Annotated in this window: 12 protein-coding genes and 2 tRNA genes; 7 read left to right on the top strand and 7 right to left on the bottom strand. The window is 46.7% G+C overall.

The features are described from left to right. Positions 1 to 2 precede the first annotated feature (2 nt). The 4 genes from FQ015_RS11380 to FQ015_RS11365 form a co-directional block, all read right to left on the bottom strand. Positions 3 to 87, bottom strand: a tRNA-Tyr gene (locus FQ015_RS11380). Positions 88 to 121: 34 nt separating this feature from the next. Beyond that, a tRNA-Tyr gene (locus tag FQ015_RS11375) sits at positions 122 to 206 on the bottom strand. 160 nt (positions 207 to 366) lie between these two features. Continuing rightward, a complete protein-coding gene (gene purU, locus FQ015_RS11370) occupies positions 367 to 1,209 on the bottom strand; it encodes a formyltetrahydrofolate deformylase (RefSeq protein ID WP_000555849.1) in 843 nt (280 codons plus the stop codon). Between the two features lie 49 nt (positions 1,210 to 1,258). Then, entirely contained in the window at positions 1,259 to 1,717 is a 459-nt protein-coding gene (locus FQ015_RS11365; RefSeq protein ID WP_001602321.1) for a YchJ family protein, read from the bottom strand. A 112-nt stretch (positions 1,718 to 1,829) separates the two neighbouring features. On the opposite strand from FQ015_RS11365, the gene rssA reads away from it, so the two are divergent. The 3 genes from rssA to galU all read left to right on the top strand — a co-directional run bounded on the left by rssA (position 1,830) and on the right by galU (position 4,950). After that, complete coding sequence (gene rssA, locus FQ015_RS11360; RefSeq protein WP_001226476.1) at positions 1,830 to 2,735, top strand: patatin-like phospholipase RssA; 906 nt, start codon at positions 1,830 to 1,832, stop codon at positions 2,733 to 2,735. Positions 2,736 to 2,826: 91 nt separating this feature from the next. Further along, entirely contained in the window at positions 2,827 to 3,840 is a 1,014-nt protein-coding gene (rssB, locus tag FQ015_RS11355; RefSeq protein WP_000193447.1) for a two-component system response regulator RssB, read from the top strand. Positions 3,841 to 4,041: 201 nt separating this feature from the next. Further along, positions 4,042 to 4,950 (top strand): UTP--glucose-1-phosphate uridylyltransferase GalU, encoded by a 909-nt coding sequence (galU, locus tag FQ015_RS11350; RefSeq protein WP_000718995.1) that lies wholly within the window; start codon positions 4,042 to 4,044, stop codon positions 4,948 to 4,950. A 143-nt stretch (positions 4,951 to 5,093) separates the two neighbouring features. Here galU and hns read toward each other — a convergent pair whose 3' ends face one another. Continuing rightward, entirely contained in the window at positions 5,094 to 5,507 is a 414-nt protein-coding gene (hns, locus tag FQ015_RS11345; RefSeq protein WP_001287378.1) for a histone-like nucleoid-structuring protein H-NS, read from the bottom strand. Positions 5,508 to 6,110: 603 nt separating this feature from the next. Here hns and tdk point away from each other — a divergent pair. Further along, positions 6,111 to 6,728: a thymidine kinase gene (gene tdk / locus FQ015_RS11340; RefSeq protein ID WP_000068076.1), complete on the top strand. Its 618-nt coding sequence runs from the start codon at positions 6,111 to 6,113 to the stop codon at positions 6,726 to 6,728. A 302-nt stretch (positions 6,729 to 7,030) separates the two neighbouring features. Here the strand turns inward: tdk and adhE are convergent, their stop codons facing one another. Further along, positions 7,031 to 9,706, bottom strand: coding sequence for a bifunctional acetaldehyde-CoA/alcohol dehydrogenase (adhE, locus tag FQ015_RS11335; RefSeq protein ID WP_000301634.1), 2,676 nt, complete (start codon positions 9,704 to 9,706; stop codon positions 7,031 to 7,033). Between the two features lie 476 nt (positions 9,707 to 10,182). On the opposite strand from adhE, the gene ychE reads away from it, so the two are divergent. Beyond that, positions 10,183 to 10,830, top strand: coding sequence for an NAAT family transporter YchE (gene ychE / locus FQ015_RS11330; protein ID WP_000616773.1), 648 nt, complete (start codon positions 10,183 to 10,185; stop codon positions 10,828 to 10,830). Between the two features lie 156 nt (positions 10,831 to 10,986). Here ychE and FQ015_RS11325 read toward each other — a convergent pair whose 3' ends face one another. Further along, a complete protein-coding gene (locus FQ015_RS11325; RefSeq protein ID WP_000021855.1) occupies positions 10,987 to 11,148 on the bottom strand; it encodes a hypothetical protein in 162 nt (53 codons plus the stop codon). A 417-nt stretch (positions 11,149 to 11,565) separates the two neighbouring features. Here FQ015_RS11325 and oppA point away from each other — a divergent pair, with 417 nt between their 5' ends. Both oppA and oppB read left to right on the top strand, forming a co-directional pair. Then, positions 11,566 to 13,197, top strand: coding sequence for an oligopeptide ABC transporter substrate-binding protein OppA (gene oppA / locus FQ015_RS11320; protein ID WP_001317786.1), 1,632 nt, complete (start codon positions 11,566 to 11,568; stop codon positions 13,195 to 13,197). 85 nt (positions 13,198 to 13,282) lie between these two features. Then, on the top strand, positions 13,283 to 14,203 hold the full coding sequence (gene oppB, locus FQ015_RS11315; protein WP_000911114.1) for an oligopeptide ABC transporter permease OppB: 921 nt from the start codon (positions 13,283 to 13,285) through the stop codon (positions 14,201 to 14,203). Positions 14,204 to 14,216 lie beyond the last annotated feature (13 nt).

Raw genomic sequence — 14,216 nt, 5'->3', positions numbered from 1 at the left:
GATGGTGGTGGGGGAAGGATTCGAACCTTCGAAGTCGATGACGGCAGATTTACAGTCTGCTCCCTTTGGCCGCTCGGGAACCCCACCAGGGATAATTCAAATTTTGATGTAATGCTTGAGATGGTGGTGGGGGAAGGATTCGAACCTTCGAAGTCGATGACGGCAGATTTACAGTCTGCTCCCTTTGGCCGCTCGGGAACCCCACCACGGGGTAATGCTTTTTACTGGCCTGCTCCCTTGTGGGGAAGCGGGGCGCATCATATCAAATGACACGCCGCTGTAAAGGGTTACGTTGAGAAAAATGAACTGGTTGCGTAATTTTCATCCGTAACGGATTAATGGCAACCAGTTCTATTTTGCTGGCGATTAAAGAATAATCGTCCGGTTACCGTAAACAAATACACGCTGCGCCAGCACTTTGTAAAGCGCGCGGCTTAAGACGTTTTTCTCGACATCACGACCTGCACGCATCATATCTTCAGCCGTGTATGTATGATCGACATGAATAACGTCCTGCATGATGATTGGGCCTTCATCCAGATTGTCATTCACATAGTGAGCGGTTGCACCAATAATCTTCACGCCACGCTCATAGGCCTGGTGATAGGGACGTGCACCGATAAACGCTGGCAGGAATGAATGGTGAATATTGATAATTTTATTCGGGAAGCGTGCTACGAACTCTGGCGTTAATACGCGCATATACTTCGCCAGCACCACGTAGTCAGGCTGATAAGCGTCAATGGCATCCGCCATTTTTTGATCGTGCTCGTTGCGACTTAATCCTTCATGACTTACCAGCTCAAACGGAATATCAAAACGCTCAACCAGAGAACGTAAAGTATCGTGGTTACCAATAACTGCCGCGATTTCGACATCCAGGCCGCCGTAATTGGCTTTCATCAACAAATCGCCAAGGCAATGCGCCTCTTTAGTGACCAGAATCACTATCCGGCGACGACCGGCAGGATTCAGCTCACGTACGGAGCCTTCTGGCAATGCGCTGTCGAGATCCGCCAGCAGGGTGGAATCATTAAAAATGCCTTCCAGTTCCGTGCGCATAAAAAAGCGCCCGGTACGGTGATCAACAAATTCATTGTTCTGCACGATATTTAACTCGTGCTTGTAGCAAATATTGGTAATACGGGCGATCAGACCTTTTTGGTCCGGACAAATAGTACGCAGAACTTTACGTTGGAGTGAATGCATTGCTGGAAAAACCTTGTTGAGAGTGTTTGCTAAACCGTACCGTCAACCATTATTGGCCGCAGCACTTTTTAAATTTTTTACCTGAACCACAAGGGCAGGGATCGTTGCGGCCAAACTGCGGACGTGTACCGTCAATATAGTACCATTGACCGTTTTCTTTCAAAAATCGCGAACGTTCAATTATTGCACCTGTTTTGCCACCTTCGGTAAATCGAGCAACAAAACTGACAAATCCGATATTGTCGCCGTCCTGCCAACAATGTTCAAATACGGTCAATCCCAACCATTCAGTATGCGCAAACCCGGCAATCAATTCGGCACGTAACGCCGCCGCACCACAAGACGGATGCCAGGTCTTTATTAAATAATCTGCGTCTTGCATCACAAAAGCGCAGTAACGCGAACGCATGAGATGTTCTGGATCAGGTGCAACCTTTTCACCAGACACATAAGGGTGGCAACATAGGCTATACTCGACAGCACTACCACAGGGACAAAGCTGAGACACAAATAATCTCCCTGGAAACAATAACGGCGTATTAACCGCCTGAGTAGCACTATGTTAACCGAGCAGTAGCGATGTTGCTACGATTGCATTCCAGGGGAATCTTGCGGGAATAATGAGAAAGATAAAAATAGGGCTGGCGCTGGGATCTGGCGCGGCGAGAGGTTGGTCGCATATTGGCGTTATTAATGCGCTAAAAAAAGTGGGTATTGAAATTGATATCGTTGCAGGATGCTCAATTGGTTCGCTGGTGGGCGCGGCCTATGCATGCGATCGATTATCTGCGCTGGAAGATTGGGTAACCTCTTTCAGTTATTGGGATGTTTTACGCCTGATGGATCTCTCCTGGCAGCGCGGTGGGTTACTGCGCGGCGAGCGTGTCTTCAATCAATATCGCGAAATAATGCCGGAAACAGAGATCGAAAATTGTTCCCGTCGCTTCGCGGCTGTTGCCACCAATTTAAGTACTGGGCGCGAATTATGGTTTACTGAAGGCGATCTCCATCTTGCTATTCGTGCATCATGCAGTATTCCAGGACTAATGGCACCCGTTGCGCATAACGGCTACTGGCTGGTTGATGGGGCAGTAGTTAACCCAATTCCTATTTCGCTCACGCGTGCATTGGGTGCTGATATTGTGATAGCGGTCGACCTGCAGCACGATGCTCATTTGATGCAACAAGATCTGCTCTCCTTTAATGTCAGTGAAGAAAATAGCGAGAATGGTGATTCTCTGCCGTGGCATGCGCGTCTGAAAGAAAGGTTGGGCAGCATAACGACACGTCGGGCGGTGACAGCGCCAACGGCAACAGAGATTATGACCACTTCTATCCAGGTGCTGGAGAACCGCCTTAAAAGAAACCGCATGGCAGGTGATCCGCCCGATATTCTGATTCAACCTGTTTGCCCGCAAATATCTACGCTTGATTTCCATCGCGCGCACGCTGCCATTGCGGCTGGGCAGCTGGCAGTGGAAAAGAAAATGGACGAACTTTTGCCGTTGGTACGCACCAACATTTGACCAGAATTTTTATCTACACTTAAGTTAATTCTGACAGGCGCAGGTGGCAATAGCATGCCACTATTGAGTAAAGCCAGTCAGGGGAGAGAACATGACGCAGCCATTGGTCGGAAAACAGATTCTCATTGTTGAAGATGAGCAGGTATTTCGCTCGCTTCTGGATTCGTGGTTTTCCTCATTGGGAGCGACAACGGTACTGGCGGCTGATGGGGTGGATGCCCTTGAGTTGCTGGGAGGTTTCACTCCAGACCTGATGATATGTGATATCGCGATGCCACGAATGAACGGGCTTAAACTGCTGGAACATATACGCAACAGAGGTGACCAGACACCGGTTCTGGTGATATCTGCCACTGAAAATATGGCAGATATTGCCAAAGCGTTACGTCTGGGCGTTGAAGATGTTTTGCTGAAACCAGTTAAAGATCTGAATCGCTTGCGCGAGATGGTTTTTGCCTGTCTCTATCCCAGCATGTTTAATTCCCGCGTTGAGGAAGAGGAGAGGCTTTTTCGCGACTGGGATGCAATGGTTGATAACCCTGCCGCAGCGGCGAAATTATTACAGGAATTGCAACCGCCGGTTCAGCAGGTGATTTCCCATTGCCGGGTTAATTATCGTCAATTGGTTGCCGCGGACAAACCCGGCCTGGTGCTTGATATTGCCGCACTTTCGGAAAACGATCTGGCATTTTATTGCCTTGATGTCACCAGAGCTGGACATAATGGCGTACTTGCTGCCTTGTTATTACGCGCATTGTTTAACGGATTATTACAGGAACAGCTTGCACATCAAAATCAACGGTTGCCAGAGTTGGGCGCGTTATTGAAGCAGGTAAACCATTTACTCCGTCAGGCCAATCTGCCGGGGCAGTTTCCGCTATTAGTTGGCTATTATCATCGCGAACTGAAAAATCTCATTCTGGTTTCTGCGGGTCTGAATGCGACGTTAAATACTGGCGAACACCAGGTGCAAATCAGTAATGGTGTTCCGTTAGGCACTTTAGGTAACGCTTATTTGAATCAATTGAGCCAGCGATGCGATGCCTGGCAATGCCAAATATGGGGAACCGGTGGTCGGCTTCGCTTGATGTTGTCTGCAGAATGAGCAAACGATAACGCGGGCTAAATTTGCATTACCTGCTAATGTCGGCTGGTGGTACTATCGTCGCCATTCGTATAAGTAATTGTCTTAATTATGCTAACTCGCCTCCTTTTCAGAACTTAGCCCCTTCGGGGTGCTGATATACTGGGATGCGATACAGAAATATGAACACGTTCAAAACACGAACAGTCCAGGAGAATTTAAATGGCTGCCATTAATACGAAAGTCAAAAAAGCCGTTATCCCCGTTGCGGGATTAGGAACCAGGATGTTGCCGGCGACGAAAGCCATCCCGAAAGAGATGCTGCCACTTGTCGATAAGCCATTAATTCAATACGTCGTGAATGAATGTATTGCGGCTGGCATTACTGAAATTGTGCTGGTTACTCACTCATCTAAAAACTCTATTGAAAACCACTTTGATACCAGTTTTGAACTGGAAGCAATGCTGGAAAAACGTGTAAAACGTCAACTGCTTGATGAAGTGCAGTCTATTTGTCCGCCGCACGTGACTATTATGCAAGTTCGTCAGGGGCTGGCGAAAGGCCTGGGACACGCGGTATTGTGTGCTCACCCGGTAGTGGGTGATGAACCTGTGGCTGTTATTTTGCCTGACGTTATTCTGGATGAATATGAATCCGATTTGTCACAGGATAACCTGGCAGAGATGATCCGCCGCTTTGATGAAACGGGTCATAGCCAGATCATGGTTGAACCGGTTGCTGACGTGACCGCATATGGCGTTGTTGATTGCAAAGGCGTTGAATTAGCGCCGGGTGAAAGCGTACCGATGGTTGGCGTGGTTGAAAAACCAAAAGCGGATGTTGCGCCGTCTAATCTCGCTATTGTGGGTCGTTACGTTCTTAGCGCGGATATTTGGCCGTTGCTGGCAAAAACCCCTCCGGGTGCTGGTGATGAAATTCAGCTCACCGACGCAATTGATATGCTGATCGAAAAAGAAACGGTGGAAGCCTATCATATGAAAGGGAAGAGCCATGACTGCGGTAATAAATTAGGTTACATGCAGGCCTTCGTTGAATACGGTATTCGTCATAACACCCTTGGCACGGAATTTAAAGCCTGGCTTGAAGAAGAGATGGGCATTAAGAAGTAACTTCCGTATCGGTGTTATCCACGAAACGGCGTTGAGCAATCGACGCCGTTTTTTTATAGCTTATTCTTATTAAATTGTCTTAAACCGGACAATAAAAAATCCCGCCAATGGCGGGATTTTAAGCAAGTGTCATCTACAAAAGATTATTGCTTGATCAGGAAATCGTCGAGGGATTTACCTTGCTCATCCATTGCTTTTTTGATTACAGCTGGAGTACGACCCTGGCCAGTCCAGGTTTTAGTTTCGCCGTTTTCGTCAACGTAGCTGTATTTTGCCGGACGCTGAGCGCGTTTAGCTTTGGTGCCAGATTTAACGGCAGCAAGGCTATTCAGCAGTTCGTTCGGGTCAATACCGTCAGCGATCAGCATTTCGCGATATTGTTGCAGTTTACGAGTGCGCTCTTCAACTTCAGCAGCAGCCGCGCTTTCTTCTTCGCGACGTTCGTTAACAACAACTTCTAATTTTTCCAGCATTTCTTCCAGCGTTTCAAGTGTACATTCTCTTGCCTGCGCACGAAGAGTACGGATGTTGTTCAGAATTTTAAGTGCTTCGCTCATTGTAGTAATCTCAAACTTATATTGGGGTGGTTTGTTGAGGTAATAATAGAGCCTTAAATTCAGTTGTGCAATAGCCAGGAATGTAAGGAATTCAAAATTGTTCTTTATTTTGTGCCGCCAATAAATATCTTTTCATAAAATTAGCCAGAAAAGACGCGGCATATAGCCCTATTTGCGCCGATGATTTCGCAGCACGTGAGGTTAAAACTTCCTGATTCATGTCACATTTTATGGGGAGATTATCGTAGGCTGACGACCTTTCAGTCTTCTGTATTAGTCGTGTTTACGAGAATTCCCTATTAAGCGAATGATGAAAAGTAGAACAGTCGCAATAAGAGCAGGGACTTAGTATTGCACTATCTCCAGGAGGTCAACAGAGGGCTATTACTTGCGCAACAGGTTAAAGATTGTGAATAGTTACCAGCAGTCATTTACCCGCTTATAACAAGCGAGGCAGTTGTAATGATAGCTCAGAAGGATTATGCAAGGCTTCGTAAGGGAGAACGCATATACCACTTCTATGCATACTGTTGAGCTGAAAAACTGACGAATTATGATAAACTCCAGCCAACTTTATTTCATATCATTGAGGGCCTGTGGCTGATGGCACAGCTATATTTCTACTATTCCGCAATGAATGCGGGTAAGTCTACAGCATTGTTGCAATCTTCATACAATTACCAGGAACGCGGCATGCGCACTGTCGTATATACGGCAGAAATTGATGATCGCTTTGGTGCCGGGAAAGTCAGCTCGCGTATAGGTTTGTCATCGCCTGCAAAATTATTTAACCAAAATTCATCATTATTTGATGAGATTCGTGCGGAACATGAACAGCAGGCAATTCATTGCGTACTGGTTGATGAATGCCAGTTTTTAACCAGACAACAAGTATATGAATTATCGGAGGTTGTAGATCAACTCGATATACCCGTACTTTGTTATGGTTTACGTACCGATTTTCGAGGTGAATTATTTATTGGCAGCCAATACTTACTGGCATGGTCCGACAAACTGGTTGAATTAAAAACCATCTGTTTTTGTGGCCGTAAAGCAAGCATGGTGCTGCGTCTTGATCAAGCAGGCAGACCTTATAACGAAGGTGAGCAGGTGGTTATTGGTGGTAATGAACGCTACGTTTCTGTATGCCGCAAACACTATAAAGAGGCGTTAGAAGTCGGCTCATTAACGGCTATTCAGGAAAGGCATCGCCACGATTAATAAGAATTTCTTTACTGACAGGGTGAGCAGGGCGCTTTTATCCTGTCAGTTCATTTTACGCACTTCATCCGGTGTATATACCCTTCTCGACAGTTCTTTAACGCCACTATACCCCTCACAGATCGCTTTTACAGTGACGTTGACTTGTGACCTGTAAAGTACAATATCGCTGTGTGTAGGCGTTATACATCGCCGTAAATATGATGAAGGCAAATGCTGTCGGTTTATGGGAAAATTGCTTTGGGTAAAACAAAAAAACGGCCCCAGAAGGGACCGTTTATGTTGCCAGACAGCGCTACTTATTAAGCGGATTTCTTCGCTTTTTTCTCAGCTTTAGCCGGAGCGGCTTCTTTTTTCGCTGCAGTTTCACCTTCTACATAATCACGACCGTAGTAGGTATCCAGCAGAATCTGTTTCAGCTCGGAGATCAGTGGGTAACGCGGGTTAGCGCCGGTGCACTGGTCATCGAATGCATCTTCAGACAGTTTATCCACATTCGCCAGGAAGTCTGCTTCCTGAACGCCAGCTTCACGGATAGATTTCGGAATACCCAGTTCAGCTTTCAGCGTTTCCAGCCATGCCAGCAGTTTCTCGATCTTAGCAGCAGTACGGTCGCCCGGTGCGCTCAGACCCAGGTGGTCAGCAATTTCAGCATAACGACGGCGAGCCTGCGGACGGTCATACTGGCTGAATGCAGTCTGCTTGGTCGGGTTGTCATTCGCGTTGTAGCGAATAACGTTACAAATCAGCAGGGCGTTTGCCAGACCGTGCGGAATATGGAACTGGGAACCCAGTTTGTGCGCCATTGAGTGACATACACCCAGGAAGGCGTTCGCAAACGCGATACCCGCGATAGTTGCTGCACTGTGAACACGTTCACGCGCTACCGGATTTTTAGATCCTTCGTGGTAGGACGCTGGCAGATATTCTTTCAGCAGTTTCAGTGCCTGCAGTGCCTGACCATCAGAGAACTCAGATGCCAGTACAGAAACATAAGCTTCCATGGCGTGAGTTACTGCGTCCAGACCACCGAAAGCACACAGGGACTTCGGCATGTCCATAACCAGGTTGGCATCGACAATCGCCATATCCGGGGTCAGCGCATAGTCTGCCAGCGGATATTTCTGACCAGTAGCGTCGTCAGTTACAACCGCAAACGGAGTGACTTCAGAACCTGTACCAGAAGTGGTGGTGACAGCGATCATTTTCGCTTTCACGCCCATTTTCGGGAACTTGTAGATACGTTTACGGATATCCATAAAGCGCAGCGCCAGTTCTTCGAAGTGAGTTTCTGGATGCTCGTACATGACCCACATGATCTTCGCGGCATCCATCGGGGAACCACCACCCAGCGCGATAATCACGTCTGGTTTGAAGGAGTTTGCCAGTTCTGCACCTTTACGAACGATGCTCAGGGTCGGGTCAGCTTCTACTTCGAAGAAGACTTCAGTTTCAACGCCTGCTGCTTTCAGTACGGAAGTGATCTGATCAGCATAACCATTGTTGAACAGGAAGCGGTCAGTCACGATGAGCGCACGTTTGTGGCCATCAGTAATCACTTCATCCAGCGCGATTGGCAGAGAGCCACGGCGGAAGTAGATAGATTTCGGAAGTTTGTGCCACAACATGTTTTCAGCTCGCTTAGCAACGGTTTTCTTGTTGATCAGGTGTTTCGGACCAACGTTTTCAGAGATGGAGTTACCACCCCAGGAACCACAACCCAGAGTCAGGGAAGGTGCGAGTTTGAAGTTATACAGGTCACCGATACCACCCTGAGACGCCGGGGTGTTGATCAGAATACGGGCCGTTTTCATTTTCTGACCGAAGTAGGCAACGCGAGCCGGTTGGTTATCCTGGTCAGTGTACAGGCAAGAGGTATGACCGATGCCGCCCATAGCAACCAGTTTCTCTGCTTTTTCTACCGCGTCTTCGAAATCTTTAGCACGGTACATTGCCAGAGTCGGGGACAGTTTTTCATGTGCGAACGGTTCGCTTTCATCAACAACGGTCACTTCACCGATCAGAATCTTGGTATTTTCTGGTACAGAAAAGCCTGCCAGTTCAGCAATTTTATAGGCTGGCTGACCAACGATAGCTGCGTTCAGTGCGCCGTTTTTCAGGATAACGTCCTGAACTGCTTTCAGCTCTTTGCCCTGCAGTATGTAACCGCCGTGGGTAGCGAAACGCTCACGTACCGCGTCATAAACAGAGTCAACTACAACAACAGATTGTTCAGAAGCACAGATTACGCCGTTGTCGAAGGTTTTAGACATCAGTACAGATGCAACTGCACGTTTGATATCAGCAGTTTCATCGATAACGACTGGAGTGTTACCCGCGCCTACGCCGATAGCTGGTTTACCGGAGCTGTATGCGGCTTTAACCATACCCGGACCACCGGTCGCGAGGATCAGGTTGATGTCTGGGTGGTGCATCAGCGCGTTAGACAGTTCAACAGAAGGTTGATCGATCCAGCCAATCAGGTCTTTCGGCGCACCAGCAGCGATAGCAGCCTGCAGAACAATATCTGCAGCTTTGTTGGTTGCATCTTTAGCACGCGGGTGCGGGGAGAAGATAATGGCGTTACGGGTCTTCAAGCTGATCAGCGATTTGAAGATAGCCGTTGAAGTCGGGTTAGTAGTCGGAACGATACCGCAAATAATACCGATTGGTTCAGCGATAGTGATGGTACCAAAAGTGTCGTCTTCAGACAGAACACCACAGGTTTTTTCATCTTTATAGGCGTTGTAGATATATTCAGAAGCAAAGTGGTTTTTGATTACTTTATCTTCGACGATACCCATGCCGGATTCGGCAACGGCCATTTTCGCGAGTGGGATTCGAGCATCTGCAGCTGCCAGGGCGGCGGCGCGGAAGATTTTGTCTACTTGCTCTTGAGTGAAACTGGCATATTCACGCTGGGCTTTTTTTACACGCTCTACGAGTGCGTTAAGTTCAGCGACATTAGTAACAGCCATAATGCTCTCCTGATAATGTTAAACTTTTTTAGTAAATCATCTGCTCGAATACGAGAGTATAGTCAGTGCGGTGATGATTTGCTTAACCGATGAAAATCAAAAGCTTACTCGCGCTCACACTCACTGTGATTTACTAAAAGAGTTTAAACATTAGAGCTATTTATCTCTAATGCGTCACTTCCAGGTGGCGTAAGCAAGATTACTCACTTCTGGGTACTGATTACGTGATCCAAATCAAATTTTTGCGAAGCTGACACCTTTCAGCATCGCTTTTCGCCATTATAGCTAACAGTTAATAAATTGTAGTATGGTTTGTTGGTTACATTAGCATGTTTTGTACAACTAGATAACAATAACGAATGATAGCAATTTTAAGTAGTTAGGAGGTGAAAAATGCGGTTAAAAGGCGTATTGTCAGCGCGTCTTTTTAACCTTTTTATGGCTAACATTATCCGGCTTTTGCTTCGGAGCTAACCGTGATTCAGACCCTTTTTGATTTTCCCGTTTACTTCAAATTTTTCATCGGGTTATTTGCGCTGGTCAACCCGGTTGGGATTATTCCCGTCTTTATCAGCATGACCAGTTATCAGACAGCGGCAGCGCGAAACAAAACGAACCTTACAGCCAACTTGTCTGTGGCCATTATCTTGTGGATCTCGCTTTTTCTCGGCGACACGATTCTACAGCTTTTTGGTATATCAATTGATTCGTTCCGTATCGCCGGTGGCATCCTGGTGGTGACGATTGCGATGTCGATGATCAGCGGCAAGCTCGGCGAGGATAAACAGAACAAGCAAGAAAAATCAGAAACCGCGGTACGTGAAAGCATTGGTGTAGTGCCATTGGCGTTGCCGTTGATGGCGGGGCCAGGGGCGATTAGTTCCACCATCGTCTGGGGTACGCGTTATCACAGTATTAGCTATCTATTTGGTTTCTTTGTGGCTATTGCATTGTTTGCTTTATGCTGCTGGGGATTGTTCCGCATGGCACCGTGGCTGGTACGGGTTTTACGCCAGACCGGCATCAACGTGATTACGCGTATTATGGGGCTATTGCTGATGGCGTTGGGGATTGAATTTATCGTTACTGGTATTAAGGGGATTTTCCCCGGCCTGCTTAATTAATTCCTTTCAAATGAAACGGAGCTGACATGCTCCGTTTTTTCGTCATTATTTTTACTTTGTTCCCGCGCAGTTATCAAAAGCAAAAGGAATAGGTAAGAATATTCCTCTGAAATTACAGTTATTTATAAGGATTTCCTTAACTGCTTCGCCTCACCATCATGTTATTTTCGCCACATCATAATCCTGGGCTTGCTGAAGAATAATTGAAATGATATTAGTAATTCCACTGCCTTTGGTAGAGGAAAGTGCTAAATAATAATCATTTGTTAAATTATTGTGTATTTCACGACTTAATCTATAGCCAGAAAAGATAGACATGCTTAACAGTTCTCTATTTGATTGAATTGAAAGATGTTTGTTAAATCATGGACGCGCGCTGTAGATTCTGACATTGTCAATAAAAGAGAATTGCTTAACAATTTTGCAAAATGTATTGGCGAGTAAGAAGCGCATTTGGTACTTTCCGACCAACCGCCAGGCGATTTTTATTGGTAATGAGAATAATTAACAATTAAAGAGCGTCGCAAAAGAATAATGTGTCTCGACAGGGGAGACACAGTACGAATCGACATAAGGTGATCGTCTGAATCACCAGAATAAATAAAGTCGGTGATAGCAATCCGTAACGATAAAGTAACCTGACAGCAGAAAGTCTCCGAGCCTGTGCAGGGTCCCAATCCGGGATTACACATGCTGGTTAATACCAGTAATTATAATGAGGGAGTCCAAAAAACAATGACCAACATCACCAAGAGAAGTTTAGTAGCAGCTGGCGTTCTGGCTGCGCTTATGGCAGGGAATGTCGCGCTGGCAGCTGATGTACCCGCAGGCGTCACACTGGCGGAAAAACAAACGCTGGTACGTAACAATGGTTCAGAAGTTCAGTCATTAGATCCGCATAAAATTGAAGGTGTTCCGGAGTCTAATATCAGCCGAGACCTGTTTGAAGGCTTACTGGTCAGCGATCTTGACGGTCATCCGGCACCTGGCGTCGCTGAATCCTGGGATAATAAAGACGCGAAAGTCTGGACCTTCCATTTGCGTAAAGATGCGAAATGGTCTGATGGCACACCAGTCACAGCACAAGACTTTGTGTATAGCTGGCAACGTTCTGTTGATCCAAACACCGCTTCTCCGTATGCCAGTTATCTGCAATATGGGCATATCGCCGGTATTGATGAAATTCTTGAAGGGAAAAAACCGATTACCGATCTCGGCGTGAAAGCTATTGATGATCACACATTAGAAGTCACCTTAAGTGAACCTGTTCCGTACTTCTATAAATTACTTGTTCACCCATCAACTTCACCGGTGCCAAAAGCCGCTATCGAGAAATTCGGCGAAAAATGGACCCAGCCTGGTAATATCATCACCAACGGTGCCTATACCTTAAAAGATTGGGTCGTAAACGAACGAATCGTTCTTGAACGCAGCCCAACCTACTGGAACAACGCGAAAACCGTTATTAACCAGGTAACCTATTTGCCTATTGCTTCTGAAGTTACCGATGTCAACCGCTACCGTAGTGGTGAAATCGACATGACTTATAACAACATGCCGATCGAATTGTTCCAGAAGCTGAAAAAAGAGATCCCGGACGAAGTTCACGTTGATCCATACCTGTGCACTTATTATTACGAAATTAACAACCAGAAACCGCCATTCAACGATGTACGTGTGCGTACCGCACTGAAACTGGGTATGGACCGCGATATCATTGTTAATAAAGTGAAAGCGCAGGGCGACATGCCCGCCTATGGTTACACTCCACCGTATACTGATGGCGCAAAATTGACTCAGCCGGAATGGTTTGGCTGGAGCCAGGAAAAACGTAACGAAGAAGCAAAAAAACTGCTGGCTGAAGCGGGTTATACCGCAGACAAACCGTTGACCATCAACCTGTTGTATAACACCTCCGATCTGCATAAAAAGCTGGCGATTGCTGCCTCTTCATTGTGGAAGAAAAACATTGGTGTAAACGTCAAACTGGTTAACCAGGAGTGGAAAACGTTCCTCGACACCCGTCACCAGGGCACTTTTGATGTGGCCCGTGCAGGCTGGTGTGCAGACTACAACGAACCAACTTCCTTCCTGAACACCATGCTGTCGAACAGCTCGATGAATACCGCGCATTATAAGAGCCCGGCCTTTGACAGCATTATGGCGGAAACGCTGAAAGCGACTGACGAGGCGCAGCGCACAGCTCTGTACACTAAAGCAGAACAACAGCTGGATAAGGATTCGGCCATTGTTCCTGTTTATTACTACGTGAATGCGCGTCTGGTGAAACCGTGGGTTGGTGGCTATACCGGCAAAGATCCGCTGGATAATACCTACACGCGGAATATGTACATTGTGAAGCACTAATGGCAATACGTGGGGCAGGAGTGTCCTGCTCCACGGTGTCTGATTTTTATCGCATTACAGAAGGCACAGGCCAGAAGGTAGGGCAATGTTAAAATTTATTCTACGTCGCTGTCTGGAAGCGATTCCGACGCTATTTATTCTTATTACTATTTCGTTCTTCATGATGCGCCTCGCGCCAGGAAGCCCTTTTACCGGCGAACGTACTTTACCGCCAGAAGTGATGGCCAATATCGAAGCGAAATATCATCTTAATGATCCGATCATGACACAGTATTTCAGCTACCTGAAACAACTGGCGCATGGCGATTTCGGTCCGTCTTTTAAATATAAAGATTATTCGGTCAATGACCTGGTAGCCTCCAGCTTTCCGGTTTCAGCAAAACTGGGAGCCGCTGCATTTTTCCTTGCGGTAGTACTGGGTGTTAGTGCTGGCGTTATTGCTGCATTAAAACAAAACACCAAATGGGACTATACAGTGATGGGGCTGGCAATGACCGGGGTTGTTATCCCCAGTTTTGTGGTTGCGCCATTATTAGTCATGATATTTGCGATCATTTTGCATTGGCTGCCGGGCGGTGGCTGGAATGGTGGTGCGCTTAAATTCATGATACTGCCAATGGTGGCGTTGTCACTCGCCTATATCGCCAGTATCGCGCGTATTACCCGTGGCTCTATGATTGAGGTTTTACACTCCAATTTTATTCGTACCGCCAGGGCGAAAGGGTTACCTATGCGGCGGATCATTTTACGCCACGCACTAAAACCTGCTCTGTTACCCGTGCTCTCCTATATGGGCCCTGCATTTGTCGGCATTATTACCGGTTCTATGGTCATCGAAACCATTTATGGTTTACCGGGGATTGGGCAATTGTTCGTTAATGGCGCATTGAATCGTGACTATTCCTTAGTGTTAAGTCTGACCATTCTGGTTGGCGCGTTAACCATTTTGTTTAATGCCATTGTCGATGTGCTATATGCGGTTATCGACCCGAAAATCCGTTACTGATACTGGAGCTCGC

The sequence above is a fragment of the Escherichia sp. HH26CH genome, assembly GCF_009820205.1.
Taxonomy (GTDB): Bacteria; Pseudomonadota; Gammaproteobacteria; order Enterobacterales; family Enterobacteriaceae; genus Escherichia; species Escherichia coli_F.
Note: the sequence above shows the minus strand (reverse complement) of the source record. Positions and strands in the feature narration are given on the sequence as shown.

What these genes read in the sequence shown, in the direction of transcription:
- rssA (WP_001226476.1), top strand. Translation starts at nt 1,830, where the DNA reads ATGAGAAAGATAAAAATAGGGCTGGCGCTGGGATCTGGCGCGGCGAGA.
- oppB (WP_000911114.1), top strand. Translation starts at nt 13,283, where the DNA reads ATGTTAAAATTTATTCTACGTCGCTGTCTGGAAGCGATTCCGACGCTA.
- galU (WP_000718995.1), top strand. Translation starts at nt 4,042, where the DNA reads ATGGCTGCCATTAATACGAAAGTCAAAAAAGCCGTTATCCCCGTTGCG.
- purU (WP_000555849.1), bottom strand. Translation starts at nt 1,209, where the DNA reads ATGCATTCACTCCAACGTAAAGTTCTGCGTACTATTTGTCCGGACCAA.
- tdk (WP_000068076.1), top strand. Translation starts at nt 6,111, where the DNA reads ATGGCACAGCTATATTTCTACTATTCCGCAATGAATGCGGGTAAGTCT.
- rssB (WP_000193447.1), top strand. Translation starts at nt 2,827, where the DNA reads ATGACGCAGCCATTGGTCGGAAAACAGATTCTCATTGTTGAAGATGAG.
- FQ015_RS11325 (WP_000021855.1), bottom strand. Translation starts at nt 11,148, where the DNA reads ATGTCTATCTTTTCTGGCTATAGATTAAGTCGTGAAATACACAATAAT.
- hns (WP_001287378.1), bottom strand. Translation starts at nt 5,507, where the DNA reads ATGAGCGAAGCACTTAAAATTCTGAACAACATCCGTACTCTTCGTGCG.
- adhE (WP_000301634.1), bottom strand. Translation starts at nt 9,706, where the DNA reads ATGGCTGTTACTAATGTCGCTGAACTTAACGCACTCGTAGAGCGTGTA.
- oppA (WP_001317786.1), top strand. Translation starts at nt 11,566, where the DNA reads ATGACCAACATCACCAAGAGAAGTTTAGTAGCAGCTGGCGTTCTGGCT.